We start from the raw sequence: 26692 nt of genomic DNA, 5'->3' as shown, positions 1-26692 counted from the left end.
CTTTCACCCGCCCGGCGTGGGCGATCACACGTCGCGTCACGGTGGTGGCGGCGCGGGCGGCGGCGGGCCGAGCACCGGCACCGTGATCGGCGGCAGTCCCGGAATTTGGACAACCGTCTGCCCGACGGGCGCCGGCAAGCCCGGAATGGCGGGGATGCCGGCAGGCGGCGGCGGGGGCGGCGGCGGGATGCCGTTGGAGATCTGGATCGTGATGATCGCGCCCGGCACCGTCTGGCCGCTGGGCGACGTGCCGACCACCGTGCCGTAGGACGACGAGCTGTTCACCGAAGTGGCCTGGTCGGCGACCTGGAAACCGGCGTCACGCAGTCGCTGCCGGGCCGCGTCCTGGTCCAGCCCGACCACGCTGGGCACGCGTGAGCCGGGGCCGCCCTCGACATACTGCGGATCGGTCGGTGGGAGCCGGACCTCCCCGAAGTTGGTGGCGATCGGCTTCATGGCGGCGAACCAGGTGCGCGCGGGCTCGTTACCGCCGAAGAGGCTGCCCGATCCGCACTTGCGCAGCGGGAAGGAACACAACTCGCCGGGAGTCGTGGAGTCGTCGTAGATGTAGTTGCCCGCGGCAAGGGTGCTGGTGAACCCGAGGAAGGCCGACGAGCGGTTCGATTCCGTGGTGCCGGTCTTTCCGGACATCGGCAAGTCCCAGCCGACGGAACCGGCCGCCGCCGCGGCCGTGCCCGCGCCCTTGTCGTCCTTGCTCAACGCGTTGGCCAGCGTGTTGGCCAGCCCCTCGGGGACGGCCTGCTCGCAGGTCTCGGTGGTGACCGACACCTCCTCGCCGTGGCGGTCGATCACCTGGGCGATGGGCGTCGGCGGGCACCACACGCCGCCGGAGGCCAGCGTCGCGCCCACGTTCGCGAACTCGAGCGCGTTGATCTCGATGGGGCCCAGCGTGAACGAGCCGATGTTCTGCCGCTTGATGAAGTCGGCCAGGCTCTCGTTGCTCTCCGGGTCGTAGTCGCGGGCGGTGCCGGGCAGGGCGTAGGACCGCATGCCCAGCCGGACTGCCATGTCGACGGTGCGCTGCACGCCGATCTGAGAAATCAGCTTGGCGAACGCCGTGTTCGGTGACGTCGCCAGCGCGTCGGTGATGTTCATCTGACCGCGGTAGCCGCCGGCGTTCTTGACGCACCAGGTCGCCGCCGGGCAGCCGGGGGTGTCGCTGCTGCCGAGGCCCTTGGCCTGGAACTGGGCGGGGACGTCGAGTTGGGCGTTGATGCCCATGCCCATCTCCAAGGCCGCGGCCACCGTGAAGATCTTGAACGTCGACCCGGCGCCGTTGCCGACGAGCGAGAACGGCTGCGGATGCATGGTTTCGCCGGCTTCGAGATTGAGTCCGTAGTTCCGGCTGCTCGCCATCGCCAGCACTGGATGCGATTCCTTGCCGGGCCGGATCACGTTCATCACGCTGGCGACGCCGTCGAGGTCGGGGCTGGCGAACTGGTTGACCGCCGCCTTCACCGGGTTCTGCACGTCGGGATCCAGCGTGGTCCTGATGAGGTAGCCGCCGCGGGCCACCTGCTCCTTGCTGATCCCGGCGCGCGCCAGGTACTCGAGCACGTAGTCGCAGAAGAACGCACGGTCGCCGGCCGCGATGCAACCGCGGGGCAGTTCCTTGGGCTGCGGCAGAACGCCCAGCGGCTGCTCCTTGGCGGCGCGCAGCGCCTCGGCCTCTTCGGGGATGTTCTGGATCATGGTGTCCAGCACCACGTTCCGGCGAGCCAGCGCGCCCTCGGGGTTGGTGTAGGGGTCGAGCGTGCTGGTCGACTGCACCATGCCGGCCAGCAGCGCGGACTGCTGCCAGTTCAGATCGGCGGCGTTGATGCCGAAGTAGGTCTGCGCGGCGTCCTGCACGCCGAAGGCGCCGTTGCCGAATGACACCAGGTTCAGGTAGCGGGTGAGGATCTCGGGTTTGGTGAACGTCTTGTCCAGCGTCAGGGCCATCCGGATCTCGCGTAGCTTGCGGGCGGGCGTGGTCTCGATGGCAGCGCGTTTCTCGGCGTCGGTCTGGGCGATCACCAGCAGCTGGTAGTTCTTGACGTACTGCTGCTCGATGGTCGACCCGCCGCGGGTGTCGAGGTTGCCGGACAGATATCCCGACAGCCCGGTCAGGGTGCCCTGCCAGTCCACGCCGTTGTGCTCGGCGAAGCGCTTGTCCTCGATGGAGACGATCGCCAGCTTCATGGTGTTGGCGATCTGCTCGCCGGACACCTCGAATCGGCGCTGGCTGTAGAGCCAGGCGATCGTGTTGCCCTTGGCGTCGACCATCGTCGACACCTGCGGCACCTCGCCCTCGACCAGCTGGGCCGAGCCGTTGGCGACGACGTCGGAGGCCCGGTTGGAGACCAGGCCGAAGCCGCCGACGACGGGGAACATCAGGGCGGCGGTGATCACACTGGCCAGCAGAACGCACCAGGCGAGCTTGATCACCGTCACCGCCGCCGGCGGTCGGGTCGGCTCACTCTCCGGCATGACCTACAGACTAACGACGCCGCAAAATGGCAGCCCCCGACGGTCGATTGCCAAGCCCAAATACCGTGCTGAACGGCATGGTCGTCAATTTCGTCCCCTGACGGCACGGTCGTCCCAAAAAAGTGGGGTTCTACGTATTGCGCAGACCGCCTTTGACCATCTAATTTGATCGAACAGTGCGATGCAGGTCACACTGACCCCTCGCAATGTGGCGTAGATCGCATCAGCGGTTTACACCGGAGGACTACGCCGTGCCGGTGTTGGCCGGAGGGCGGCTGGAACGAAGGGAACGCTGGTGTCAGCTACAAGGCCCGCGGCGCGCAGGACCGCAATGACGTCCTCGGCTCACAGCATCGTCCAAGGCGCCGAGGCCGAGGCTCGTATCGCCTGGGTCTCCCAGGCCCGATGCCGCCAGGCGGATCCCGACGAACTGTTCGTGCGCGGTGCCGCACAGCGCAAGGCCGCCGTCATCTGCAGGCACTGTCCGGTGATCCTCGAGTGCGGCGCCGACGCCCTCGACAACCGCGTCGAGTTCGGCGTGTGGGGCGGTATGACCGAACGTCAGCGCCGGGCCCTTCTCAAGCAACACCCCGAGGTGGTGTCCTGGGCCGAGTTCTTCTCCGCCCAGCGCAAGCACCGCTCCGCGGTCTGACGGACAGGCCGCTTTCCCCGTAGTTCGCCCAGTCCGCCGCTACGCGGCGGCCGCCTCGCCGGTGATCTGGTCGGCGATGGCCCGCAGCGCATCCAGGTCCGACACATCGAACGGCAGCGACGGCACGCCCACGATCGGCACGTGCGGGTTGGCGCCGGTGAACCGTGACAGCAGCCGGATCTCCCGTCTGGCCGTCATCGCACGGTCGGCGTGAATCGTGAGCACCGCCGCGGTCAGCGAATCCGGGTCTGTCTCGCCGATGGTCTCGGCCGCTTCGATCGTCTTCTCGGCGTGCAGCTCCGAGAGCATCGGGTGGGTGCGGTTCAGGATCAGCCCGGCCAGCGGCATGGTCTCCTCGGACAGCCGGTCGACGAAGAAGGCCGCCTCGCGCAGCGCGTCGGGTTCGGCCGCCGACACCACCACGAACTGGGTGCCGCGGCGCTTGAGCAGTTCGTAGGTGCGGTCGGCCTTCTCCCGGAAGCCGCCGAACGTCGCGTCGAGCGACTGCACGAAACCGGCGGCGTCGGAGAGCATTTGGGAGCCAAGGATGGTCGACATCGCCCGCATCGCCAGGCCCACTGCGCCGGTCACCAACCGTCCGATTCCGCGGCCGGGTGCCAGCAGCATCCGCCACAGTCGGCTGTCCATGAAGCTGCCCAACCGTTTCGGCGCGTCGAGGAAGTCCAGGGCGTTGCGTGACGGCGGGGTGTCGACCACGACGAGATCCCACTTGTCCTGCGCCAGAAGCTGACCCAGCTTCTCCATCGCCATGTATTCCTGCGTGCCGGCCAGTGACGTGGCGACGGTCTGATAGAACTGGTTGTCCAGGATCGCGTCGGCCCGATCGGCCCCGGAGTACTGGATCACCATCTCGTCGAACGTGCGACGCATGTCGAGCATCATCGCGTGCAGCTCACCCTTGACCTCCGGCGCGAGGGGAACGCGCTGCGGCGTATTGCCGAGGTCCTTGATGCCCAGCGCCTGCGCGAGACGCTTGGCCGGGTCGATGGTCAACACCACGACGGTGCGGCCGTATTCGGCCGCACGCAGCGCCATCGCCGCGGCGGTGGTGGTCTTGCCGACGCCGCCGGCGCCGCAGCACACCACGACGCGGTTCGCGGTGTCGGCCAGGATCGCGCCCATATCGAGGGTCGGAGGAGTGGCGCTCATTATCGAACCCCCTGACGTTCGAGCTCTTCGGCGAGTTCATAGAGGCTGCCCAGGTCCACGCCGTCGGCGATCTGGGGCAGCTCCAGGCGGGCCACGTCCAGCGCATCGAGTTGTTCGGCGCTCTCCGCGCGCGCCTTGATCCGGGTGGCGTGCTGGATGGTCTCGGTGAGCAGGCCCGCGAAGTCGCTGTCGGACAGGGTGATTCCCACATCGGCGAGTTGCGTGCGAACGGTGTCGGCGTCGATGTCGCCCTCGGCGGCCTTGGCCAGGTCGTCGGGCGCCAGGTGCGCCGGGATGTTGCGGTTGACGATGACGCTGCCGATGGGCAGGCCGAGTGCGCGCAGTTCGTCGATCGCTTCGAGCGTCTCCTGGATGGGCAGCGCCTCGAGCAGGGTGACGAGGTGGATGGCGGTGAGATCGGAGTGCAGCACCTTGACGACGCTCTCGGCCTGGGCGTGCACCGGCCCGCCCTTGGCTAGGTCCGAAACCGCCTTGGTGACGTCCAGAAAGCGGGCGATGCGACCGGTCGGCGGCGAGTCGACGACGACGGCGTCGTAGACGGGCTGTTTGCTCTTCTCGGCGCGGGTGACGATCTCGCGGATCTTGCCGGTCAGCAGCACGTCGCGCAGTCCGGGTGCGATGGTGGTGGCGAACTCGACGGCGCCGATGCGGCGCATCGCGCGGCCGGCCAAGCCCAGGTTGTAGAACATCTCGAGGTACTCGAGGAACGCCGCCTCGGTGTCGATGGCCAGCGCGTTGACCTGTCCGCCGCCGTCGGCGGTCGCGATCTTGACCTCTTTGTACGGCAGCGGCGGCACGTCGAACAGCTGCGCAATACCTTGCCGCCCTTCGACTTCCACCAGAAGCACCTTTCGGCCGCCCGCGGCCAGTGCCAGTGCCAGCGATGCGGCGATGGTCGACTTGCCGGTACCGCCCTTGCCGGTGACGAAGTGCAGGCGCGCCTTGGTCAGCCGGGAGGGCCAGCCGACGGGTCTACCGCCATTGGTAGTGGAAGCCACGTCTGCATGCTAGCTGGGGGCCGTATCGCCGCCCGATAAGCTCTGCACATGAGCGAAGCGACCCGCTGGGAGTACGCCACCGTCCCGCTGCTGACCCACGCCACCAAGCAGATCCTCGACCAGTGGGGCGAGGACGGCTGGGAGTTGGTGTCGGTGCTGCCCGGCCCCACCGGTGAACAGCACGTCGCCTATCTCAAACGGCCGAAATGAGCGCGTCGGCCCGGCTCGCCGAACTCGGCATCGAGCTGCCCGCGGTGGTGCCACCGCTGGCGGCTTACGTGCCCGCGGTTCGAACCGGCAACCTCGTCTACACGGCCGGCCAGTTGCCGATGCAGTCCGGCTCGCTGCTGCAGACCGGCAAGGTCGGCGCCGAGGTCACCCCGGAGGACGGTAAGGCGCTGGCCCGGGTGTGCGCGCTCAACGCCATGGCGGCGGTGCATTCGCTGGTCGGCATCGACGCGGTGACCCGCGTCGTCAAGGTGGTCGGGTTCGTCGCGTCCGCACCGGGATTCAACGGCCAGCCAGGGATCGTCAACGGTGCGTCCGAGTTGCTCGGCGAGGTGTTCGGCGACGCAGGTGCGCATGCGCGTTCGGCGGTCGGGGTGTCGGAGTTGCCGTTGGATGCGCCGGTGGAGGTCGAACTGATCGTCGAGGTCGCGTGAGCGACGATCGAGCGGAGGTCGCGTGAGCGACGATCGAGCGGAGGTCGCGTGAGCGACGATCGAGCGGAGGTCGCGTGAGCGACGATCGAGCGGAGGTCGCGTGACGTTGGAGCACCCGGCGTACGGCCGGCTGCGCCCAGTCACCGCGACGGCTTCGGTGCTGTTGTGCGACAACCCCGGCAAGATGACGCTGGAGGGCACCAACACCTGGGTGCTGCGAGGCCGCGGCAGCGGCGAGATGGTCGTCGTCGACCCCGGCCCCGACGACGACGAGCACCTGGCGCGGATCGCCGAACTCGGCAGCGTGTCGCTGGTGCTGATCAGCCATCGCCACGAGGACCACACCGGTGGCATCGACAAGGTCGTCGACGCCACGGGAGCGGTGGTGCGGGCCGTCGGCAGCGGATTCCTGCGCGGCCTTGGCGGGCCGCTGACCGACGGCGAGGTCATCGAGGCCGCCGGTTTGCGCATCACGGTGATGGGCACGCCCGGCCACACCGCCGATTCGGTGTCGTTCCTGCTCGACGACGCCGTGCTGACCGCCGACACCGTGCTGGGCCGTGGCACCACCGTGATCGACAAGGAGGACGGCGACCTCGCCGAGTACCTGGACTCACTGCACCGGCTGCGTGGACTCGGGCACCGCGCGGTGCTACCCGGCCACGGCCCGGATCTCGACGACATCGAGTCGGTCAGCGACATGTACCTGACGCACCGCGAGGAGCGGCTCGAGCAGGTGCGGGACGCGCTGCGGGTGCTCGGCGACGAGGCGAGCGCGCGGCAGATCGTCGAGCACGTCTACACCGACGTCGACGAAAACCTGTGGGACGTCGCCGAATGGAGCGTCCAGGCGCAGCTCGAGTACTTGCGTCAGTAGTAAGTCAGTAGTGATTTGTGCACCCTTTCCGGCGGTGAGCGCCGGTCGCGGTGCACCAAATCGTTAACGGGCGCGGCGGGCCAGCCGTTCGGAGTCGGAGATCAGAACGCTCTTGCCCTCCAACCTAATCCAGCCACGGTGGGCGAAATCGGCGAGCGCCTTGTTGACGGTCTCCCGGGACGCGCCGACGAGCTGGGCGATCTCCTCCTGCGTCAGGTCATGCGTCACGCGCAGCGCGCCACCCTCCTGGGTGCCGAACCGCTGCGCCAGCTGCAGCAGCTGCTTGGCCACGCGGCCGGGCACGTCGGTGAAGATCAGATCGGCCAGGTTGTTGTTGGTGCGGCGCAGCCGGCGGGCCAGCACTCGCAGCAGCTGCTCGGCGATTTCGGGCCGGTCGGCGATCCAGGCGCGAAGCGCATCGCGGTCCATCGAGACGGCGCGGACCTCGGTGATCGTGGTCGCGCTCGAGGTGCGTGGGCCGGGGTCGAAGATCGAGAGCTCGCCGAACATGTCCGACGGGCCCATGATGGTGAGCAGGTTCTCCCGCCCGTCCGGCGACCGCCGGCCGATCTTGACCTTGCCGGAAATGATGATGTAGAGCCGATCGCCCGGCTCACCCTCGGCGAACACGGTGTGCCCACGAGGGAAGTCGACGGGCTGTAGTTGCTTGGTCAGCGCGGAAACGGCGCTGGGTTCGACCCCCTGGAAGATTCCGGCCCTAGCCAGGATCTCGTCCACGTTGCCCCTCTTAAGCTGTTGGGTGAAGCCGACCTCTATCCGGTTAGCGAGATCAGTCTAGAGGTACCCGATTTCGTGACCAGCCCACGCTACACACGATCGGCATGTCGAGTCGGCTGAAATTCGGTTTTCGGCGGGTGATGGGCGTATACCCGGGTGGGCAAACCCGAATCGTGGACTGCCGCGGTCGTGAGGGCGTCCTGGGCGTGCTGGCGGCTGCGCAGGCCGGCGAGCGCGTGGCTCATCCCGTCACGCGCCAGAGTGCTGACATCCGATGGTTCGGCATGCTCGAAGAACTTCGCCACATCGGTGGCGGAGACGGTGTCGGGGTTGAGCCCGGCTTCGAGTCGCTGCAGTCCGAAGGTCACCACCATCAGCAACCCAGGGATCAGCCCCACCAGCAACCACGACACACGGTGAAGTAAACACCGCGAAGGTCTCAGCGGGATCACGAATTGTCACCGGTCCGCGCCGAGGATGTCCGAGCACGTCAGTACGCTGGCTGACGTGACCGTGGGTGAGACGCCAGCGCGAAGACCGGCCGCGGCCAAACGCGCCCGAAAATGGGACGAGGAGACCCGGATCGGTCTGGTCCGCCGGGCGCGGCGAATGAATCGCACGCTGGCACAAGCCTTTCCGCATGTCTACTGCGAGCTCGATTTCACCGACCCGCTCGAACTCACCGTGGCGACCATCCTGTCGGCGCAGAGCACCGACAAACGGGTCAACCTGACCACCCCCGCGTTGTTCAAGAAGTACCGCACCGCCCTCGATTACGCGCAGGCCGACCGCACCGAGCTCGAAGAGCTCATCCGGCCGACCGGGTTCTACCGCAACAAGGCGAACTCGCTCATCCGGCTGGGTCAGGAGCTCGTCGAGCGCTTCGACGGTCGGGTGCCCGCCACCCTCGACGAGCTGGTCACCCTGCCCGGCGTCGGCCGCAAGACCGCCAACGTCATCCTGGGCAACGCCTTCGACATTCCCGGCATCACCGTCGACACCCACTTCGGCCGCCTGGTGCGGCGGTGGCGGTGGACCGCCGAGGAGGATCCCGTCAAGGTCGAGTTCGCCGTCGCCGACCTGATCGAGCGCAAGGAGTGGACGGACCTGAGTCACCGGGTGATCTTCCACGGCAGGCGGGTCTGCCACGCCCGCAAGCCGGCCTGTGGAGTGTGCGTCCTGGCCGCCGACTGCCCGTCGTACGGCACCGGGCCGACGGATCCGATGATCGCCGCACCGCTGGTCAAGGGCCCCGAGACCGAGCACCTGCTCGCGATGGCCGGGCTGTGACCACGTTCGGCCGGTAGCCATGCGCGCCTCGACCCGGTGGACCATCGCGGCGTTCGTCGTCGTGGTGGCGCTAGTGGTCGCGATGGTGGCGCAATTGAACGAGGACGCGCCCTCGACCGGCCCGACCGGTCAGGACACTGCCCGAGACCGCCGCGACGCCGACACCGCCGAAGCCCTGGCCGGGCCGCGGGCCCAGGCCGACCTGCCGCCCTGCCCGGCGCCCGGCGCGGGTGACGGCCCGGCGCCTCTGCGCGGTATCACGCTGGAGTGTGCGGGCGACGGGTCGATCGTCGACGTCGCCGAAGCACTGGCCGGCCGCACGGTGGTGCTGAATTTGTGGGCGTACTGGTGCGCACCGTGCGCCGAGGAACTGCCCGCGATGGCCGAATATCAACGGCGGGTCGGGCCCGAGGTGACCGTGCTGACCGTCCACCAGGACGAGAACGAGATGGCCGCGTTGCTGCGACTGGCAGAACTCGGGGTGCGACTGCCCACGCTGCAGGACGGCCGCCGCCTCATCGCCGCTGCGCTGCGGGTGCCCAACGTCATGCCCGCCACCGTGGTGCTGCGGGCAGACGGTAGCGTTGCCGACATTCTGCCGCGCTCGTTCGCCACCGCCGATGAGATCGCCGCAGCGGTAGGACCGAAAGTCGGCCCTAAGACAGGGGAGCCGGGGTGAGTTGGGTCAGCGAGGCTAGCGGTTTGACCCCCCACGCTGCCCCAGCCTGGCTCAAGCCACTGCTCGACAAGGCCCACGACGTCAAAGAGGCCTATCGGCGACGGGTGCCGCCCGAGGTGTTCGCGATGGTCGCGGCCGCCAGCGAGGCCGCACAAGCGGCGGTTTCGGGCCGGGATGCCGCGGTGCTGGTGTTGTTCTCCGGCCCGCCCGACGCCTCGCCGGGCGGTCTACCCGAGGATGTCGACCTGCTGGTCACCGTGCGGGCCTCGACACTGCGCCACCACGCAGGTCAGGCGGCCTTTCCTGGCGGCGCCGTCGAGCACGGCGACCACAGCCCTGTGCAGACCGCGCTCCGCGAGGCCAGCGAGGAGACCGGCCTCGACACCGGGCGGTTGCATCCGCTCGCCACGCTGGAGCGGCTGTTCATCCCTCCTTCGGGGTTTCACGTCGTGCCGGTGTTGGCGTATTCGCCGGATCCCGGGCCGGTGACCGTCGTCGACGAGGCCGAGACCGCGGTCGTGGCGCGTGTGCCGCTGCGGGCGTTCGTCAATCCCGAGAATCGAATCATGGTGTACCGCAACGCCAACACCCGCCGTTTCGCGGGACCGGCATTCCTACTGAACGAGATGCTGGTGTGGGGATTCACCGGTCAGGTGATCTCGGCGATGCTCGACGTGGCCGGCTGGGCCCAGCCGTGGAACACCGACGACGTTCGTGAACTCGAGGAGGCAATGGCGCTCGTCGGAGACCAAGACGGTTACGGTGTTGCTCAACCATGACATCGTCACAATGGGTGGACCTGGTGGTCCTCGGCATCGCCTTCGTCGCAGGCATCTCGGGCTGGCGCTCGGGGGCACTGGGTTCGATGCTGTCGTTCCTCGGTGTGGTGCTCGGCGCGGTCGCCGGTGTGCTGCTGGCCCCGCACATCGTCGCCAACATCGACGGCCCCCGCACCAAGCTCTTCGTGACGTTGTTCCTCATCCTCGCGCTGGTCGTCGTCGGTGAGATCGCCGGCGTCGTGCTGGGCCGTGCCGTGCGCAGCGCCATCCGCAACCGCACGCTGCGGGCGGTTGACTCGCTGGTCGGCGTCGCGATCCAGATCGTCGCGGTGCTGGTCGCCGCGTGGATGTTGACCTACCCGCTGCAGTCGTCGGACCAGCCGAACCTGGCCGCCGCGGTGCGGGGTTCGAAGGTGCTCAAGCAGGTCGACGACGCCGCACCGGGGTGGCTGCGGTCGGTGCCGACGCGACTGTCGGCGCTGCTGGACACCTCCGGCCTGCCGGACGTGCTGCAGCCGTTCGGCCGCACCCCGATCGTCGCGGTCGACGCGCCCGACGCCGCATTGGCCGCCGACCCGATCGTGGCGGCGACGCGGCCCAGCGTGGTCAAGATCCGCGGCGTCGCGCCGGGATGCCAGAAGGTGCTGGAGGGCACCGGTTTCGTCGCCGCACCCAACCGGGTCATGTCGAACGCGCACGTGGTCGCCGGTTCGGAGAGCGTCACCGTCGAGGCCGACGGCCAGACGTACGACGCGTTCGTGGTGTCCTACGACCCGCAGGCCGACATCTCGATCCTCGACGTTCCGAACCTGTCCTCGGCGCCGCTGCAGTTCGCGGAGACCCCGGCGACCACCGGCACCGACGCGGTCGTGATGGGTTATCCCGGCGGAGGGGACTTCGTCGCGACTCCGGCACGCGTGCGCGAGATCATCGAGCTCAGCGGTCCGGACATCTACCGCACCGCCACCGTGGAGCGTGAGGTCTACACCATCAGAGGCAGCGTGCGACAAGGCAATTCCGGTGGGCCGATGATCGACCGCGAGGGCCGGGTGCTGGGTGTGGTGTTCGGCGCCGCCGTCGACGATGCCGATACCGGCTTCGTGCTGACGGCCAACGAGGTGTCCCACCAGATCGCGAAGCTGAACAACAGTCAGCGTGTGCCGACCGGCGCCTGCATCACCTAGTACACCTGCCGCAGGAACCGGCTCAACTGCTCGGTGACCATCTCGGGCGCCTCTTCGTGGCCGTAATGCCCTGCGCCCGCGAGGGATACGTACCTGCCGTGCGGCGCGTACTGCTGGGTGCGGTAGACGGGATCGGCCAGCACGTACGGGTCGGCGTCGCCACGCAGATGCAGCACCGGGACGTTGAGGGGCCGCTTCATCGACCGCATGAACCGGCGGCCTTCACCGCGAAGTTGGCTGCGCACGGCCCAGCGCTGGTACTCCAACGCCGAGTGGGCAGCGCCCGGGATCCGGATCGCGCGCCGCATGTGTGCCACGGTTTCGGAAAAGTCCTCGGAGACAACCCATTTGCTACTCGCGCGGCTGCGCATGAGGTGCTCGAGTTCCTCGGCATCGTCTCGGGTGAGCGCGTGCTCGGGCCACATCGGCACCTGGTAGCGCATCATCCACGGCAGCAGCGCGCGGCCTTGATCGCGGCGGCGCAGCACCGAGGCGCGCAGGGCGACCGGATGCGGCGAACTCACCACCGCGATCGCCTTCACCACGCGGGGGTGCAGCACCGCCGTCGCCCAGCACACCAGCCCGCCGTCGGCGTGCCCGACCAGCGTCGCGTTCTTGTGGCCCAGCGCCCGCACCAGGCCGGCGGTGTCACCGGCCAGGGTCCACCCGTCGTAACCGCGGGGCGGTTTGTCGCTGGCGCCGTAGCCGCGCAGGTCCACGGCCACCACCCTGGCACCGGTCAACCCCCTGAGTTGGTGGCGCCAGGACCACCAGAACGAGCCGAAGCCGTGCAGCAGGATGACCAGTGGGCGCTCGGTGCCCGGCGGAGCGCCGTCGGCTTGCGCCTCGACGACGTGGAAGCGAATCCCGTTGGCGTGCACCTCGCGATGGCGCCACGGGCCGTCGATGCGGACGACGGACGGGCCCGGCGGGTGCCGGCCGTCGCCGCCGCGCGCGGGCACCTACCAGCCTGACGGATCGGCCGTCGCGGCGGGCTTGCCGTCGCCCGACGCGACCTCCTTGGTCTTGTCGTGGTCTTGCCGTTGCCCCGGCGTCAGCGCCTCGGGGATCTCCTTGACCGTTTCGATGGTCTTCTGCGGACCGCGGATGCGGCGCACCTTCAGGTAGCCCAGGAGCGCGAACACGGCGGTGACCACCACCATGACTCCGAACACGATCAAGAATGCCGCCCAGCGCCAGATCCAGGTGTCGAGCAGTTCGGCTGCGAAGAAGAAGAAAAAGAACGTCGAGTAGAACAGCACCACCAGCGCCAGGATGAAGAAGACGCTGCCGGTCAGGCCCTTCTTGACGTCCCGGGTGATCTCGGCCTTGGCCAGCTCCACCTCGGCCCGCACCAGCGTGGACACCTGGGTGGTGGCGTCTTTGACGAGGTCACCGATGGACGGGTCGGCCTTCGGGGCATGGGGGTCGACCAGCGGTATCGACGTCACGGTGGTCGGCACGCCATTCCTGCGATCGCTCACGGACAGTTCCTCCCGAGTGTCGGTTGCGGTTCATGTTGCCATGTGGCGTGCGCTGAAACGATCCCGGCCGACGATAGACTGGCCTGGTTCTTGGCAGGGCAGGTCGAGCGCGTCGATGGGAGACTCGTCAGTGAAGTCCAGCGGCCGCCTGCGCTTTGCCGCCGCGATCGCGGTCCTGCTTGCGGCGCTCATCGCGCCGGTCGGCGTCGCCCACGCCCAGGGGGTCGTCACTCTCGGTGGCGGTTCCGGGCTCGTCGTCAACGGCGAGTCGCTGTGCACGCTCACCACGATCGGTAACGACAACCGGGGCAACCTGATTGGCTTCACGTCCGCACACTGCGGCGGGCCGGGCGCCCAGATCGCCGCCGAGGAGGCCGAGAGCGCCGGGGTGCTGGGCACGATGGTGGCGGGCAACGATGCGCTCGACTACGCGGTGATCCAGTTCGACCCGCAGAAGGTGCGTCCGACCAACAATGTCAACGGTTTTCGGATCGACGGCCTGGGACCTGACCCGGTCGTCGGCGACGTCGCGTGCAAGCTGGGCCGCACCACGGGTTACTCCTGCGGTGTCACCTGGGGGCCGGGCGAGGAACCCGGCACGTTCGTCAACCAGGTGTGTGGCCAGCCGGGCGATTCCGGTGCACCGGTCACGGTCAACAACCGGCTGGTCGGCATGATCCACGGCGCGTTCTCCGAGAAGTTGCCGACCTGCATCATCAAATACGTCCCACTGCACACGCCCGCGGTGAACATGTCGTTCAACACCCAGCTGGCCGACATCACGGCCAAGAACCGACCCGGAACGGGCTTCGTCCCGGTCGGAGCGGTGGCGTAGAGAAGGTCAGGCTTCGGCCTTACTCGCCCGGATCGCTTCGAACACGTTGGGGTCCACCAGCGTTGAGGTGTCTCCGAGCTCGCGGCCCTCGGCGACGTCGCGAAGAAGCCGGCGCATGATCTTGCCGCTGCGGGTCTTGGGAAGTTCGGGCACGACGTGGATCTCGCGCGGCCTGGCGATCTTGCCGATGTCCTTGGCCACCTGCTCCCGCAGTTCGTGCGCCATCTCGTCCCCGTCGCGATGCTTGGCGTGCGACTCCAGGATGACGAACGCGCAGATGCCCTGGCCGGTGGTCTCGTCGCTGGCGCCGACGACCGCGGCCTCGGCGACGTGGGAGTGGCCCACCAAAGCGGATTCCACCTCAGTCGTGGAGATCCGGTGGCCGGACACGTTCATCACGTCGTCGATGCGGCCGAGCAGCCAGATGGAGCCGTCGGAGTCGACGCGCGCGCCGTCACCGGCGAAGTACCAGCCCTTGCCTCCGTACCGGGACCAGTAGGTCTCCTTGTAGCGCTCCGGATCTCCCCAGATTCCGCGCAGCATCGCCGGCCACGGTTGGTCCAGCACCAGGTACCCGGTGACGTGCTCGGCCTCGTCGGCGCCGGGCACCAGCTCGTTGCCCTCTTCGTCGACGATCTTCGCCGAGATGCCCGGCAGCGGTGTCATCGCCGAACCGGGCTTGGCGGCGGTGACACCCGGCAACGGCGAGATCATGATGGCGCCGGTCTCGGTCTGCCACCAGGTGTCGACAACCGGAGTTCTGTTGCCGCCGAACGCATCCCGGTACCAGCGCCATGCCTCCGGGTTGATCGGCTCGCCGACCGATCCGAGCAGCCGCAGACTCGACAGGTCATGCGCGTCGGGGATCTCGCGGCCCCACTTCATGAACATCCGCACCAGCGTCGGTGCCGTGTAATAGATGGTGACGCCGTACTTTTCGATCACCTCGAAGTGCCTGTGCTCGGTGGGCGAGTTGGGCGTGCCCTCGTACACCACCTGCGTGCACCCGTTCGACAGCGGGCCGTACACGATGTAGGTGTGCCCGGTGACCCAGCCGATATCCGCGGTGCACCAGTACACGTCGCTCTCCGGCTTGATGTCGAACACGTTGTAGTGCGTGTACGACGCCTGGGTGAGGTACCCGCCGGAGGTGTGCATGATGCCCTTGGGCTTTCCGGTGGTGCCCGAGGTGTAGAGCAGGAACAGCGGATGCTCGGAGTCGAACGCCTCGGGCGTGTGCTCGGCCGAGGCCTTGTCGACCGTCTCGTGCCACCACAGGTCGCGACCGTCGGTCCACGGTGTGTCGATTCCGGTGCGGCGCACCACCAGAACGTGCTGGATGGACTTCTGGCCGACGCAGGCCTCGTCGACTGCTTCCTTGAGGGACACGGCCTGGCCGCGGCGGTACTGCCCGTCGGTGGTGATCACGAGCTTGGCTTCGGCATCCTCGATGCGGGCACTCAGCGCCGATGCCGAGAAGCCGGCGAACACCACCGAGTGCAGCACCCCCAGGCGCGCGCAGGCCAGCATCGCGACGATGGCCTCCGGGATCATCGGCATGTAGATCGCGGCGCGATCGCCTGCCACCAGTCCGAGATCGACCAGCGTGTTGGCGGCCTTGCACACCGCCGCCTTCAGGTCGGCGTAGGTGATATCGCGGCTGTCACCGGGTTCACCCTCCCAGCGGATCGCCACCCGGTCACCGATGCCGGCCTCGACGTGCCGGTCCACACAGTTGTAGGCGACGTTGAGCTTGCCGCCGACGAACCACTTGGCGAACGGGGCGTCGGACCAGTCCAGCACCTCGGTGAAGGGCGTGTCCCAGGACAACCGGTTCGCCTGTTCGGCCCAGAAAGCCAAGCGGTCGGCCTCGGCCTCGCGGTAGAGGTCCGCCGTGGCGTTGGCGTGCTCGGCGAAATCGGCCGAAGGTGGGTAGACGGACGGAACTTCGGTGTGCGTCTCGCTCATGTCTGTGAGACTAGTCACCAACTCCGTGGCGCACGTTGGCAAGTCACAGGTCCCTCTGCGGGTGGCCGGTCCCGCGCGCCGAGCGGTCGACTAGCGTCGGCTGGCGTGACGGACCCGCTCGCCCCGCTGGCCGATCTGCCCGGCGTCGCGGACGCCGGCGAGCAGGCGCGCGAGGCGCTGGGCCGCGCGCACCGGCACCGCGCCAACCTCCGCGGCTGGCCCGCGACCGCGGCCGAGGCGGCGCTGCGAGCCGCCCGCGCGTCGTCGGTGCTGGACGGCGGTGCACTGCAGTTCTCCGTCGACGGCGAGCCCGACCCGGTGCTCGCCGGCGCGCTGCGGGTGTCGGAGGCGCTCGAAGGTGGGGAGACGTCGCTGGTCGGGGTGTGGCAGCGGGCGCCCCTGCAGGCGATCGCCCGGCTGCACGCGTTGGCGGCCGCCGACATCGCCGACGACGACAGCCTGGGCAGGCCGCGCGGGGATGCCGATGTGGGCCGCCGGTTGGCGCTGCTGGCCGACATCGTCACCGGTGCGACGCGGGTTCCCGCACCGGTGCTGGCCGCCGTCGTGCACGGCGAGCTGCTCTCGCTGGCGCCGTTCGGCACCGCCGACGGCGTGGTGGCCCGCGCGGCGTCGCGGTTGGTCACGATCACCACCGGACTCGATCCGCACGGCCTCGGCGTCCCCGAGGTGTACTGGATGCGTCGTTCGGGCGACTACCGCGCCGCGGAGCGCGGCTTCTCGTCGGGCACGCCGGACGGGCTGACGGCGTGGATTCTGCTGAGCTGCCGCGGTCTGGCCGAGGGCGCGAGAGAGGCGTTGTCGATCGCACAGGCCGCGTCGTCGTGAGCGTGCCAGCAACGCGAAGCGGGCGACGCTCCGAACTGATTCGGCTCGTCGCCCGCTAGCACGGACTCCGGTTACCAAGCGTGCTTTGTGGGCTGCGTGGGTGGCCTCGGCGTCTTGTCGATGCGCTACGAACCCGACCCCACCCAAAGGGCCGTGGTGGCCGTCCGCTCTTCGCAAATACGCAGGCCCGCAACACTTTTGCCTATTCCGCGGCATGTGCTCGCCGTGGGTGCCGGGGTCCGTGCTGGGGAGCCTGGATCGGGAGAACCGAGCCTTCTCTTCCGGCTCGGCCTTGGCCTAACCAAGCTTCCGTGGTTTCCTTTGTACTCCGTGACCGCAGTCACATCAAGGCCCAAATCGAGCGCGAATCCGGATCGTTACGCCACTGCTGGCTACCGTGCGAAGCGTCGGTCAGAATGCGAAGCGCCGCAACAGCGAATAGGTCAGCGCGCCGGCCGCGAGCGCACTCACACCGACGGCGGCAGTGGTTGCCACGGCCGCGCCGGAGGGTGCCGGGATGCGGTCCCGCAACGACACCGGCTTGGAGAAGCTGAGCACCGGCCATCCCCGGGCGGTCGCCTCTTTGCGCAGCGCGCGGTCGGGGTTTACCACAGTCGGATGGCCCACCGCCTCGAGCATCGGCAGATCGGTGCTGGAGTCGGAGTAGGCGTAGCAGTATTCGAGCGCGTAACCCTCCCGCGCGGCCAGTTCGCGGATTGCGGCGACCTTGCCCTCGCCGTAGCAGTAGAACGCGATCTCGCCGGTGTACCTGCCGTCCTCGACGACCATCCGGGTGGCCATCGCGTGCGTCGCGCCAAGGGCACGGGCGATCGGCGCGACGATTTCCTCACCGGACGCCGAGACCACGACCACGTCACGGCCGCACAGCTTGTGGTCGGCGATCAACTCGGCGGCCTCGGCGAACACGAGGGGATTGACGATGTCGTGCAGCGTCTCGCCGACGATCGACTTCACCTGCTCGACGTCCCACCCAGCGCACATGTTCGTCACATACGAGCGCATTCGGTCGATCTGGTCGTGGTCGGCGCCGGACATGAGGAACAGGAACTGCGCATAGGTCGACTTGAGCACGGCGCGGCGATTCATTAGCCCCTGCTCGAAGAAGGGTTTGCTGAATGCCAAAGTGCTGGATTTCGCAATCACCGTTTTGTCGAGGTCGAAGAAGGCGGCGGTGCGCACCGGTTCATCGGCCGGAGCACCCGTTTGCGGAGCGGTTGACGCCCCTGCCGTCGACTCAGATGCGGTCACAGCGTCAGCATAGGGGCGGCCGTGTGACACTTGGCGAGAGAGTGTACAAACTGGCAGGTTGCGACACCTGCGGGTGAGTGTCCACTTTCCAGATTTGTGCTTATTTCGTTAGCAATGAGCACTTGCGCCGTTCCGGATGGGCGTGTGTATAGTGAGCATTACCCGGCTTATGCTGGGTGTGCATCAGCCCGACCCCCCGGGGCTGATTCACGACGACCTCCGCCTCCTCCCCCCCTGGCGGGGGTCGTCCCTTTTCCGGGGGGCTTCGCAAAGCGGATAGATCTATTCCCTGAGCTAAGTTGCGGAACGCGATTTTCGCTCTCCAAACCCATCGACTTATCCCCATTACCGGATACATCCACAGATGTCGTGGGGGCTCTCGCGCGCCGTCACTTCCCACGCCCAGGCTGGTGGCATGGGTTCGCTTCCTGGATACCTCGCTCTGATCTCCGATCCCACGCTGCGCGACGACGTCGACCGGGTGTGCGCCGCCGCGGGGGTGGGTGTGGTGCACGCGTCCGAACCGTCCAGCCGCAAGGTCTGGACCGGTGCGGTGGCCGTCCTGCTCGATGTCGCGGCCGCGCGCCGGTGTGTGCAGCGGGCGTTTCCGCGCCGCGGCCGCGTCGTCCTCGTCGGCCGGGCCGAACCGAGCGCCGCCGACTGGCAGACCGCGATCGCCGTGGGTGCGCAGCGGGTCATCACCCTGCCCGCGCAGGATGGCGAGCTGATGGCCGAGCTGTCCGAGGCCGCCGATGCGGTCGACGACGCTGGACGGCGCGGTCCGGTGGCGGCCGTGATCGCCGGTCGCGGTGGCGCGGGCGCATCGGTGTACGCCACGGCACTGGCGCACACGGCTTCTGAGGCGTTGCTGGTCGATGCCGACCCGTGGAGCGGCGGGATCGACCTGGTGGTGGGCAGCGAAGGGGGAGCCGGGTTGCGTTGGCCGGACCTGGAACTGCGGGGTGGCCGGCTGACCTACGGCGCCTTACGGGAGGCGCTGCCCCGACACCGGGGGATCAGTGTCCTGTCGGGCAGTGCCGGCGGTGGCGATGTGGAGGCTGCGCCGTTGGGTGCGGTGATCGACGCGGGAAGCCGCGGCGGCGCGACGGTGGTGTGCGACGTCCCGAGGCGCACGACGGTCGCCGCCGAGACCGCGCTCGTCGCGGCCGACCTCGTCGTCGTGGTGACACCGGCCGACATCCGGTCCTGCGCGGCGGCCGCCGCCGTCGGGCGCTGGGTGTCGACGGTCAATCCGAACGCGGGCTTGGTGGTGCGCGGGCCTGCACCGGGAGGTCTGCGTCCGGCCGACGTCGCAGCGATCGTCGACCTGCCCCTGCTGGCGGCGATGCGACCGCAGCCGGGCATTGCTCAGATGCTCGAGAGCGGCGGCCTGCGTATCGGGTCGCGCTCGCCGCTCGCGGTCGCCGCGCGCGAGGTGCTGGCGATGTTGCAGCAACATCCCGGGGTGGTGGCGGCGTGAGCGCCTCGCTGATCGACCGGGTGCGAGAGCGCCTCGCCTCCGAGTCGGCGCCGTTGAGGCCCACCGTCGTGGCCGACGCCATCCGGGCGGAATCCGGCGGCCTTCTCGGCGACACCGAGGTGCTGAGCGGGCTGCGGGCATTGCAGACGGAGCTGACCGGCGCCGGCCTGCTCGAACCGCTGCTGTCGGCCGACGGCACCACCGACGTGCTGGTCACCGCGCCGGACGAGGTGTGGATCGACGACGGGGAGGGTTTGCGCCGCAGCGCGGTCCGGTTCGCGGACGAGGAGTCGGTGCGAAGGCTCGCGCAGCGGCTGGCACTGGCGGCCGGGCGGCGCTTGGACGAGGCGCAGCCATGGGTGGACGGCCAACTGACCGGCGTAGGCGCCGGCCAGTTCACCGTTCGCCTGCATGCGGTGCTGCCGCCGATCGCGTCGAGGGGGACCTGTCTGTCGTTGCGGTTGCTGCGCCCCGCCACCCAGGATCTGGCGTCGTTGACCCGGATGGGCACCATCGAGCCGAGCGCCGCCACGCTGCTCGAGGACATCGTCCGAGCGCGACTGGCGTTCATGGTCACCGGCGGTACGGGAGCGGGAAAGACGACGCTGCTGGCCGCGATCCTCGGCGCCGTCGCACCCGACGAGCGGATCGTGTGCGTCGAAGACGCCCCCGAACTGGCGCCCGCGCACCCGCACCTGGTCAAGCTCGTCGCGCGCTGCCCCAACGTCGAAGGGGTCGGCGAGGTCACGGTGCGCGACCTGGTCAAGCAGGCGCTGCGGATGAGACCGGACCGCATCGTCGTCGGGGAGGTTCGCGGCGCCGAGGTGGTCGATCTGCTCGCCGCGCTGAACACCGGCCACGACGGCGGCGCGGGAACCGTGCACGCGAACAGCCCGGTGGAGGTGCCGGCGCGCCTCGAGGCGCTCGCCGCGGTCGGCGGGTTGGACCGGGCGGCGCTGCACAGCCAGTTGGCCGCCGCCGTCCAAGTGATCATCCACGTCAGCCGCGCCCGCGCCGGCGTCCGCGAACTCAGCGAGATCGCGGTGCTGCTGCCGGCGGCCGACGGCCGTGTCTACGCCTCCACCGCCTGGCACGTCGACCGCGGCTTCGACCGCGGCGCGGATCATCTGCGGGAACTGATCGCGGGGCGGAGACGCACATGAGTGGCGCGGCACTGGCGTTGGCACTGGCGGTCCTGGTGGCGCCGACACCGTGCCGGCACCGAACCCGGCTGCGCACGGTGCACACGAGTCAGCGCGCACGCATACCGGTAGTGCCCGGCCTCGTCGCTCTGTTGGTCGTGATCGCGGTCGTCGCCCCAGCGGGTGTCGTCGTGGCGGTCGGCGCCGTCGCGGTCACCGGTGTAGCACGCCGACGACGACGCCGTCAGCAACGCCGCCGCGTCGGCGAAGCCGCGGCGCTGCAGGGCGCGCTCGACGTGCTGGTCGGGGAGTTGCGCGTCGGCGCGCACCCGGTGGTGGCCTTCGACGCGGCGGCCGGGGAGGTCGTCGGCAGCGTCGCGACGTCGTTGCGGACCGTGGCGGCGCGGGCCGGCATGGGGGCCGACGTCGCTGCGGGTCTGCAGAGTGTCGCGCGCAGGTCGTCGTTGCCCGCGTACTGGGAGCGCCTCGCGGTGTGCTGGCAGCTCGCGCACGCGCAGGGTCTGGCGATCGCGACGTTGCTGCAGACCGCCCAGCGCGACATCGCCGCGCGGGAACGCCTCTCGGCACAGGTGACCGCGGGCATGGCGGGAGCCAGAACCACCGCCGCTATTCTCTCGGGGTTGCCGGTGCTCGGGATCGGGCTCGGCGAGATGATCGGCGCCGAACCGGTGCGCTTCCTCACGTCGGCCGGCGCCGGGCAGTGGCTGCTGGCCGCCGGCGTCGCGCTCTCATGCGCCGGGCTGGCGTGGTCGGATCGGATCACCGGGCGGGTGACGGAATGACCCTCGCTGCATTACTTCTCGCGACCGCGCTGCTCGTCAAGTCCGATGCGGCAATGTCACGCCTGCGCGCATTCGAGGCGCCCGAGCCCGCATCGACCGCGGTGACGCCGGTGGGCGATCCGCTGGCGCTCGCCTCGACGCTCGACGTGCTCGCGGCCTGCCTGCGATCGGGAATGGCGGTGTCGACAGCCGCTTCGGCGGCCGCGACGTCGGCTCCACCGCGGCTTGCGCGCCTGCTGGACCGCGCGGCGCACCTGCTCGCACTCGGTGCCGATCCCGCGAAGGCGTGGTCCAGTCCGGCCGGGACCGTCGACCGGCACGTCGATGCCTTCATGCGACTGGCCCGGCGCTCGGCGTCCTCGGGGATGGCGCTGGCACAGGGTGTGGAGGACCTTGCCGCACGATCGCGCGACGACACAGCGGATGCGGCTCGCGCGACGGCGGAGAAGGCATCGGTGTTGATCGCGGGCCCGCTGGGCGTGTGCTACCTGCCAGCTTTCCTGTGTCTGGGGATCGTGCCGGTGGTCGCGGGCCTGGCCGGTGACGTGTTGCAGTCGGGACTGCTGTGAGGGGCAGCCGAGGAGGGAGAACAGAACATGGTGTGGGGCAACGGTATTCGAGCGTTACGGGCTCGGCTGACGATGCTGATGGTGCAGGAGGATGGGATGTCGACGGTCGAATACGCGATCGGCACGATCGCGGCGGCGGCCTTCGGTGCGATCCTCTACACGGTGGTGACCGGCGACTCGATCGTCAGCGCGCTGACCAACATCATCAGCCGGGCGCTGAACACCAACGTCTAGTCGATGACGCCGGCGGTGCCACGGTCGAGGCCGCGTTCGCGTTGGCGGCGTTGGTCACGGTGCTCGTCTGCTGCGTGGCCGGTCTCACCGCGGTGTCGATGCACATCCGATGTGTCGACGCGGCACGCGAAGCCGCGCGCCTGGTGGCACGGGGCGACGACGGGATCGGCGTGGCACGGACGATCGCGCCGGAGGTCGCGGACATACGCGTGCACGTCGAGGGCGGCCTCGTCGTCGCCACCGTCACGGCGCGGTCGCCGCTGTTGCCCGGGCTGGCCATCGCGGCGCGCGCGGTGGCGGTGGCGGAGCCGGGCCGGCGCTGAACACGGGTCGGCCAGCCTGGTCGCCGTCGCGATGGTTGCGGTGTTGCTGGGAATCACCGGCGGCGCGGCCTATGTCGGCGTCGCGGTGATCGCCCGGCATCGAGCGCAGTCCACCGCCGATCTGGCCGCGCTGGCGGCGGCGGGCCGGCTCACCGACGGCGTCGCGGCGGCGTGCGCTCAGGCGGCGGCGGTGACGACGGCCATGCGGGCGAACATCTCGCGATGCGACGTGAATGGCCTGGATGTCATTGTGGCCGTGACTGTTTCGGTCGATCTGGGCCGCTTCGGCGTCGGCCCCGCCCATGCGGTGGCACGCGCCGGGCCCGCAGAGCCAGGCGGTTAGTGCTCGCCCGCCTCGCTCGGTTCGGGCAGTTGTCCGGCCGTGTCGAACCCCGCACTGCTGAGTTCGTCGGCGGTGGGCCGGCGCAGTGTCGCAAGTCCGGCGTAGACGTCGTCGTCGAGTTCGACCCGGTTGACGGTGACGTGCACCGGTGCCCACCCGCCGTCCCTTCCGGACGGCATCCGCAACACACCCGACGCGGTGCCCGTGGCGAAATCGTCGGCCATGCGGGCCATTTCGGGCCGGTCGGCGGGTTGCACGACGTGCTCGCCGGCCAGGCTGGCGCGCCAGTCGAAGAACGGTGCCGGGTCGTCGAGCCACTTGAGCAGGGTCCAGTTCGACAGGTCGACCAGCGCGCGGTGCACACCAGGTTGCGCCAGCCCGTCGAGGATTCGTTGCGCGAGCTGGTCCCGCGCCGACGTCGGCCCTTCCGGCTCGCCACGCCAGTTCATGGCCCGGCAGAGCAGGCGTTCGGTGCCGTCGTCGGCGGGCTCTGACACCGTGCGGGCGACGAAGCCGACGGTGATCGGCTCACCGCGGTAGTCGCTGACGTCCCACGAACTGCACAGCGTCGTGCCCGGCTCCCGCTTGATGGCCATGGCGAGCACCTTCGCTTCGTTCGGGTTGAGCTCGCGCGTGGGCAGGTCGTCGGCGAAGGTGCGGTTGCGGGTCGGTTCGTGCTTCGGGTCCCAGCCGCTGTTCCGCAGCGCCTCGGGGGTGTCGGTGGCGATGCCGCTGTCCAGGTCCCATATCAGCGGACCGGGTACCGGCCGTTCGGGTGGCTCCATGTCGGGCGGCCCGATCCACACGTGCACTCCGTGGATCCGTCCATCGGTCATCTGCACGACCTCCGTGCGGATCACGCGGTCGTTCTTCGGTGTGATGCTGCTCAGCCCCTGACCGCCACGCACCGTCTCTCCGATCGCGGTCTGGATCGCCATCAGGTGGGGATTGCGCCTCAGAAACGCACTGATCGGGACCAAGTTCCTGGTTCGGTGACCTTGTGCGACCACGACGGGTTCACTACCCAATGTTTCCACGAGCAGCCAGTCGTGGGTCATGGCCCGTATTTTACGGTGGCCGGTTTTCGACCACTGCGTCAATACCCACCTACGGATTTCGTGGGAATCATACCGGCAGCCCGATTTTCATCGACGTCAAAAGACGTCGGAAAGTTGCCAATGACGCGATCTACGCGGTATTTTTCCACTGCACCCGGCAGTCCGGGATTGGGAACGGATCGCGTAGTCCGGCCGTTCGCCGCAACGATCTGTGTGCTCGGCGCTCGCACGCCCCTAGCCGCGGATACCGTGGGGGGCGACCGTCGAGGGGTCGGTCGCCCCCCATTTATCGCGGCGCGCCGACGCGACCGTCACGCAAGTTCATTCAGCACCGAGCGCAGCACTCTCACGGCGCCTCCCTTGTCCAACGGGTCGTTGGCGTTCCCGCACTTCGGTGACTGCACGCACGACGGGCAGCCGGCCGGGCATTCGCACGCCTCGATGGCGTCCGCCGTCGCCGCCCACCAGACGTCGATCTTGCGGAAACCGCGGTCGGCGAAACCCGCCCCGCCCGGATAGCCGTCGTAGACGAATATCGTAGGCAGTCCCTGCACCGGACCCACGGCGGTGGAGACTCCGCCGATGTCGCCGCGATCGCAGCTGGCGACCAGGGGCAGCAGCCCGATGGCCGCGTGCTCTGCGGCATGCAGTGCGCCGGGCACCCGAAGCAAATCGAGGCCGTTGTGCTGCAACGCCTCTGGCGTGATGGTGCACATCACCGCGGTGGTGTCCAGTGTGCGGGTCGGCATGTCGAGTTCGACGAAGTCGATGACCTCACCCGTCACGCGTCGCCTCAGGTAGCCGATCACGGTGTTGGTCACCGACACCGGTACCAGCCCAACAGTCACCGGCCCGAACGTCTTTCGCTCACCTTCGCCGGTGACGACGATGTCGGTCAGCTCGCGGGCGGACGTGATGTAGCCCGGATCGCCCTCGTGCACGAAGGCGATCCCGTCCTCGAAGTCGAGCGAATCGACGACGTAGCTCTCACCCTGATGCAGATAGACGGCCCCGGGATGCACCGAGGCGGGCGCCTGCCCGGCACCCGTACTGCCCAGCATCCGTCCGGTGCCGGCCTCCAGGATCGCGATCTGGCCGCCCGACGAGCCTCGGATGTCGACGGCCGGATGGGGATCCACACCCGGGGTGGGAAAGTACCCGTTGGCCCGTCGCCGCAGCAGGCCGTCGTCGACCAGTGCGCCTGCCACCGACTCTGCGTTCCACAGCCGCACCTCCGCGTCGGTCAGTGGGAGCTCCGTGGCCGCGCACAGCAGTTGCGGGCCAAGCACATAGGGGTTCGTCGGATCGATCACCACGCGCTCGATCGGCTTGTCCAGCAATGCCGCGGGATGGTGAACCAGGTAGGTGTCGAGGGGGTCGTCACGGGCGATCAGCACGATCAGTGCGCCCTGGCCGCGTCGCCCGGAGCGGCCGGCCTGCTGCCAGAACGACGTCACCGTGCCCGGGAAGCCCGCCAGCACCACGGCGTCGAGTCCCGCGATGTCCACCCCCAGTTCGAGGGCGTTCGTGGTCGCCAGCCCGCGCAGTTCACCGTCGGTCAGCGCGCGCTCGAGCTCGCGACGATCCTCGGCGAGGTAGCCGGCGCGGTAGGAGGCCACCCGGCCGGCGAGTTCGGGAGCGATGTCCTCGAGTCGCGCCCGGGCGCCGAGCGCGGTGAGTTCGGCGCCCCGGCGGGACCGCACGAACGTCAGCATGCGCGCGCCCTCGGCGATGAGGTCGGCCATCACACTCGCGGCCTCCGCACCCGCCGAACGCCTTACCGGTGCCCCGTTTTCACCGACCAGGTCCTCGAGCAGCGGCGGCTCCCACAGGGCGACCGTGCGCGCGCCGTGTGGCGACCCGTCGTCGGTGACCTCGACGACGGTCTGTCCGATCAGCTCCGAGGCGGTCTCTGCGGGCGACGCGGTCGTCGCACTGGCGAAGACCACCGTCGGTGAGGACCCGTACCGGGCGCACAGCCGCAGCAACCGACGCAGCACCATCGCCACGTTGGAACCGAAAACACCCCGGTAGTAGTGGCATTCGTCGACCACGACGTAGCGCAGGTTGCGCAGGAACACCGCCCAGCGGGCGTGGTTGCGCAGCAGCGACAGGTGGATCATGTCGGGATTGGAGAAGATCCACCGGGACCGCTCGCGGGCGAACCGCCGCACGTCGGTGGGACTGTCGCCGTCGTACGAACTCGGCGCGACGTCGGGCACCGGCACGGCCTCGGTGAGCGCCACCGCAGCGCGGAGCTGGTCGTGGCCGAGCGCCTTGGTCGGCGACAGGTACAACACGCGGGCCCGCGAATCCGCCTTCAGCGCCGTCAATATCGGCAACTGGTATGCCAGCGACTTGCCCGACGCTGTGCCGGTGCTCAGCACCACATGGCGGCCGTCGTGGGCGAGGTCGGCAGCGGTCCGCTGATGCGACCACGGCGCCGCGATGCCCCGATCAACGAACGCCTGCACCACATCTGGGTGTGCCCACGGAGGCCAGGCCTGCGGTCGTCCCTGACGTGCCGGTAGATCGGCCACGTGGCGCAACGGATTCTGTCCGCTCCTGGCCGTGCCTTCGACCGCGCAAGCGAGCAGCTCGCGGCCGAAATCAGCCATCCTGCGCCTCCCTGGGACCGTTCGTAGGTGAATTGTTCCCCACTTGCACCCGTCCAGACTGTCGCCGCAGCCCAGAACGTGATTGACTTAGCGCGGTCGCAGCTTCTGTGTTCGTGTATAAGCACTCGCAGGAACGACGTTGCGATCGCGGTTCCTGCGAGGGTTGTAGGTCGGGTCGAG

Annotated in this window: 26 protein-coding genes and 2 pseudogenes; 17 read left to right on the top strand and 11 right to left on the bottom strand. The window is 69.0% G+C overall.

Annotated features, from left to right (window positions below; all coding sequences use genetic code 11):
- Nucleotides 1–36: 36 nt before the first annotated feature.
- On the bottom strand, nucleotides 37–2490 hold the full coding sequence (ponA2, locus tag ABGB19_RS09365; RefSeq protein WP_347685571.1) for a transglycosylase/D,D-transpeptidase PonA2: 2454 nt from the start codon (nucleotides 2488–2490) through the stop codon (nucleotides 37–39).
- 295 nt (nucleotides 2491–2785) lie between these two features.
- Between ponA2 and ABGB19_RS09360 the strand changes: the two genes are divergently transcribed.
- Nucleotides 2786–3142 carry a WhiB family transcriptional regulator gene (locus ABGB19_RS09360; RefSeq protein ID WP_347685570.1) on the top strand — a complete coding sequence of 119 codons (357 nt, stop codon included), beginning with the start codon at nucleotides 2786–2788 and terminating at the stop codon, nucleotides 3140–3142.
- Between the two features lie 39 nt (nucleotides 3143–3181).
- On the opposite strand, the gene ABGB19_RS09355 is transcribed toward ABGB19_RS09360, so the two are convergent.
- Both ABGB19_RS09355 and ABGB19_RS09350 read right to left on the bottom strand, forming a co-directional pair.
- A complete protein-coding gene (locus ABGB19_RS09355) occupies nucleotides 3182–4312 on the bottom strand; it encodes an ArsA family ATPase (RefSeq protein ID WP_347685569.1) in 1131 nt (376 codons plus the stop codon).
- Complete coding sequence (locus tag ABGB19_RS09350) at nucleotides 4312–5331, bottom strand: ArsA family ATPase (protein WP_347685568.1); 1020 nt, start codon at nucleotides 5329–5331, stop codon at nucleotides 4312–4314. The genes ABGB19_RS09355 and ABGB19_RS09350 overlap by 1 nt, the downstream gene beginning before the upstream one ends.
- 48 nt (nucleotides 5332–5379) lie before the next feature.
- On the opposite strand from ABGB19_RS09350, the gene ABGB19_RS09345 reads away from it, so the two are divergent.
- The 3 genes from ABGB19_RS09345 (at nucleotide 5380) to ABGB19_RS09335 (ending at nucleotide 6870) form a co-directional block, all read left to right on the top strand.
- The gene (locus ABGB19_RS09345; protein WP_347685567.1) at nucleotides 5380–5541 is read left to right on the top strand and encodes a DUF4177 domain-containing protein; all 162 of its coding nucleotides are present in this window, start codon (nucleotides 5380–5382) and stop codon (nucleotides 5539–5541) included.
- Nucleotides 5538–5993: a RidA family protein gene (locus ABGB19_RS09340; RefSeq protein WP_347685566.1), complete on the top strand. Its 456-nt coding sequence runs from the start codon at nucleotides 5538–5540 to the stop codon at nucleotides 5991–5993. The genes ABGB19_RS09345 and ABGB19_RS09340 overlap by 4 nt, the downstream gene beginning before the upstream one ends.
- Before the next feature lie 100 nt (nucleotides 5994–6093).
- The gene (locus ABGB19_RS09335; RefSeq protein ID WP_347685565.1) at nucleotides 6094–6870 is read left to right on the top strand and encodes an MBL fold metallo-hydrolase; all 777 of its coding nucleotides are present in this window, start codon (nucleotides 6094–6096) and stop codon (nucleotides 6868–6870) included.
- A gap of 63 nt (nucleotides 6871–6933) precedes the next feature.
- Here the strand turns inward: ABGB19_RS09335 and crp are convergent, their stop codons facing one another.
- The gene (crp, locus tag ABGB19_RS09330; RefSeq protein WP_005138643.1) at nucleotides 6934–7608 is read right to left on the bottom strand and encodes a cAMP-activated global transcriptional regulator CRP; all 675 of its coding nucleotides are present in this window, start codon (nucleotides 7606–7608) and stop codon (nucleotides 6934–6936) included.
- An 89-nt stretch (nucleotides 7609–7697) separates the two neighbouring features.
- Nucleotides 7698–7982 (bottom strand): hypothetical protein, encoded by a 285-nt coding sequence (locus tag ABGB19_RS09325; protein ID WP_347685681.1) that lies wholly within the window; start codon nucleotides 7980–7982, stop codon nucleotides 7698–7700.
- A 235-nt stretch (nucleotides 7983–8217) separates the two neighbouring features.
- On the opposite strand from ABGB19_RS09325, the gene nth reads away from it, so the two are divergent.
- The 4 genes from nth to marP are packed head-to-tail and all read left to right on the top strand — an operon-like array spanning nucleotide 8218 to nucleotide 11540.
- Complete coding sequence (gene nth, locus ABGB19_RS09320) at nucleotides 8218–8898, top strand: endonuclease III (protein ID WP_347685680.1); 681 nt, start codon at nucleotides 8218–8220, stop codon at nucleotides 8896–8898.
- Nucleotides 8899–8917: 19 nt separating this feature from the next.
- A complete protein-coding gene (locus ABGB19_RS09315) occupies nucleotides 8918–9577 on the top strand; it encodes a TlpA disulfide reductase family protein (RefSeq protein WP_347685564.1) in 660 nt (219 codons plus the stop codon).
- On the top strand, nucleotides 9574–10356 hold the full coding sequence (locus ABGB19_RS09310) for a CoA pyrophosphatase (protein WP_347685563.1): 783 nt from the start codon (nucleotides 9574–9576) through the stop codon (nucleotides 10354–10356). Before ABGB19_RS09315 ends, ABGB19_RS09310 begins: the two co-directional genes overlap by 4 nt.
- On the top strand, nucleotides 10353–11540 hold the full coding sequence (marP, locus tag ABGB19_RS09305) for an acid resistance serine protease MarP (protein ID WP_347685562.1): 1188 nt from the start codon (nucleotides 10353–10355) through the stop codon (nucleotides 11538–11540). The genes ABGB19_RS09310 and marP overlap by 4 nt, the downstream gene beginning before the upstream one ends.
- Here the strand turns inward: marP and ABGB19_RS09300 are convergent.
- Together ABGB19_RS09300 and ABGB19_RS09295 are read right to left on the bottom strand one after the other, a co-directional pair.
- Nucleotides 11537–12502 (bottom strand): alpha/beta hydrolase, encoded by a 966-nt coding sequence (locus tag ABGB19_RS09300; RefSeq protein WP_347685561.1) that lies wholly within the window; start codon nucleotides 12500–12502, stop codon nucleotides 11537–11539. The genes marP and ABGB19_RS09300 overlap by 4 nt on opposite strands.
- Complete coding sequence (locus ABGB19_RS09295; protein ID WP_347685679.1) at nucleotides 12503–13030, bottom strand: phage holin family protein; 528 nt, start codon at nucleotides 13028–13030, stop codon at nucleotides 12503–12505. It abuts the gene before it with no gap.
- Nucleotides 13031–13139: 109 nt separating this feature from the next.
- Here ABGB19_RS09295 and ABGB19_RS09290 point away from each other — a divergent pair, with 109 nt between their 5' ends.
- Nucleotides 13140–13859 carry a S1 family peptidase gene (locus ABGB19_RS09290; RefSeq protein WP_347685560.1) on the top strand — a complete coding sequence of 240 codons (720 nt, stop codon included), beginning with the start codon at nucleotides 13140–13142 and terminating at the stop codon, nucleotides 13857–13859.
- A 6-nt stretch (nucleotides 13860–13865) separates the two neighbouring features.
- Here the strand turns inward: ABGB19_RS09290 and acs are convergent, their stop codons facing one another.
- Nucleotides 13866–15827 carry an acetate--CoA ligase gene (gene acs / locus ABGB19_RS09285; protein ID WP_347685559.1) on the bottom strand — a complete coding sequence of 654 codons (1962 nt, stop codon included), beginning with the start codon at nucleotides 15825–15827 and terminating at the stop codon, nucleotides 13866–13868.
- Nucleotides 15828–15932: 105 nt separating this feature from the next.
- Between acs and ABGB19_RS09280 the strand changes: the two genes are divergently transcribed.
- Entirely contained in the window at nucleotides 15933–16673 is a 741-nt protein-coding gene (locus ABGB19_RS09280; RefSeq protein WP_347685558.1) for an oxidoreductase, read from the top strand.
- 411 nt (nucleotides 16674–17084) lie between these two features.
- On the opposite strand, the gene ABGB19_RS09275 is transcribed toward ABGB19_RS09280, so the two are convergent.
- The gene (locus ABGB19_RS09275) at nucleotides 17085–17942 is read right to left on the bottom strand and encodes an HAD-IB family hydrolase (protein WP_347685557.1); all 858 of its coding nucleotides are present in this window, start codon (nucleotides 17940–17942) and stop codon (nucleotides 17085–17087) included.
- Nucleotides 17943–18357: 415 nt separating this feature from the next.
- Here ABGB19_RS09275 and ssd point away from each other — a divergent pair, with 415 nt between their 5' ends.
- The 7 genes and pseudogenes from ssd to ABGB19_RS09240 form a co-directional block, all read left to right on the top strand.
- Entirely contained in the window at nucleotides 18358–19422 is a 1065-nt protein-coding gene (ssd, locus tag ABGB19_RS09270) for a septum site-determining protein Ssd (protein WP_347685556.1), read from the top strand.
- On the top strand, nucleotides 19419–20585 hold the full coding sequence (locus ABGB19_RS09265) for a TadA family conjugal transfer-associated ATPase (RefSeq protein WP_347685555.1): 1167 nt from the start codon (nucleotides 19419–19421) through the stop codon (nucleotides 20583–20585). Before ssd ends, ABGB19_RS09265 begins: the two co-directional genes overlap by 4 nt.
- A complete protein-coding gene (locus ABGB19_RS09260) occupies nucleotides 20582–21367 on the top strand; it encodes a type II secretion system F family protein (RefSeq protein WP_347685554.1) in 786 nt (261 codons plus the stop codon). Before ABGB19_RS09265 ends, ABGB19_RS09260 begins: the two co-directional genes overlap by 4 nt.
- Nucleotides 21364–21936: a type II secretion system F family protein gene (locus ABGB19_RS09255; RefSeq protein WP_347685553.1), complete on the top strand. Its 573-nt coding sequence runs from the start codon at nucleotides 21364–21366 to the stop codon at nucleotides 21934–21936. Before ABGB19_RS09260 ends, ABGB19_RS09255 begins: the two co-directional genes overlap by 4 nt.
- A 27-nt stretch (nucleotides 21937–21963) precedes the next feature.
- Nucleotides 21964–22170 (top strand): DUF4244 domain-containing protein, encoded by a 207-nt coding sequence (locus tag ABGB19_RS09250; RefSeq protein ID WP_347685552.1) that lies wholly within the window; start codon nucleotides 21964–21966, stop codon nucleotides 22168–22170.
- Between the two features lie 23 nt (nucleotides 22171–22193).
- A pseudogene (locus ABGB19_RS09245) lies at nucleotides 22194–22493 on the top strand (TadE family type IV pilus minor pilin); the annotation flags it as partial.
- A gap of 10 nt (nucleotides 22494–22503) precedes the next feature.
- A pseudogene (locus ABGB19_RS09240) lies at nucleotides 22504–22836 on the top strand (Rv3654c family TadE-like protein); the annotation flags it as partial.
- Here ABGB19_RS09240 and ABGB19_RS09235 read toward each other — a convergent pair.
- Nucleotides 22833–23894 (bottom strand): PAS domain-containing protein, encoded by a 1062-nt coding sequence (locus ABGB19_RS09235; protein ID WP_347685551.1) that lies wholly within the window; start codon nucleotides 23892–23894, stop codon nucleotides 22833–22835. The pseudogene ABGB19_RS09240 and the gene ABGB19_RS09235 overlap by 4 nt on opposite strands.
- Before the next feature lie 311 nt (nucleotides 23895–24205).
- Entirely contained in the window at nucleotides 24206–26512 is a 2307-nt protein-coding gene (locus ABGB19_RS09230) for a DEAD/DEAH box helicase (protein ID WP_347685550.1), read from the bottom strand.
- Nucleotides 26513–26692: the final 180 nt, after the last annotated feature.

This window comes from Mycobacterium sp. B14F4 (genome assembly GCF_039871645.1).
In the GTDB taxonomy this organism is placed as follows: domain Bacteria; phylum Actinomycetota; class Actinomycetes; order Mycobacteriales; family Mycobacteriaceae; genus Mycobacterium.
This window is presented reverse-complemented; position numbering and strand designations above follow the sequence as displayed.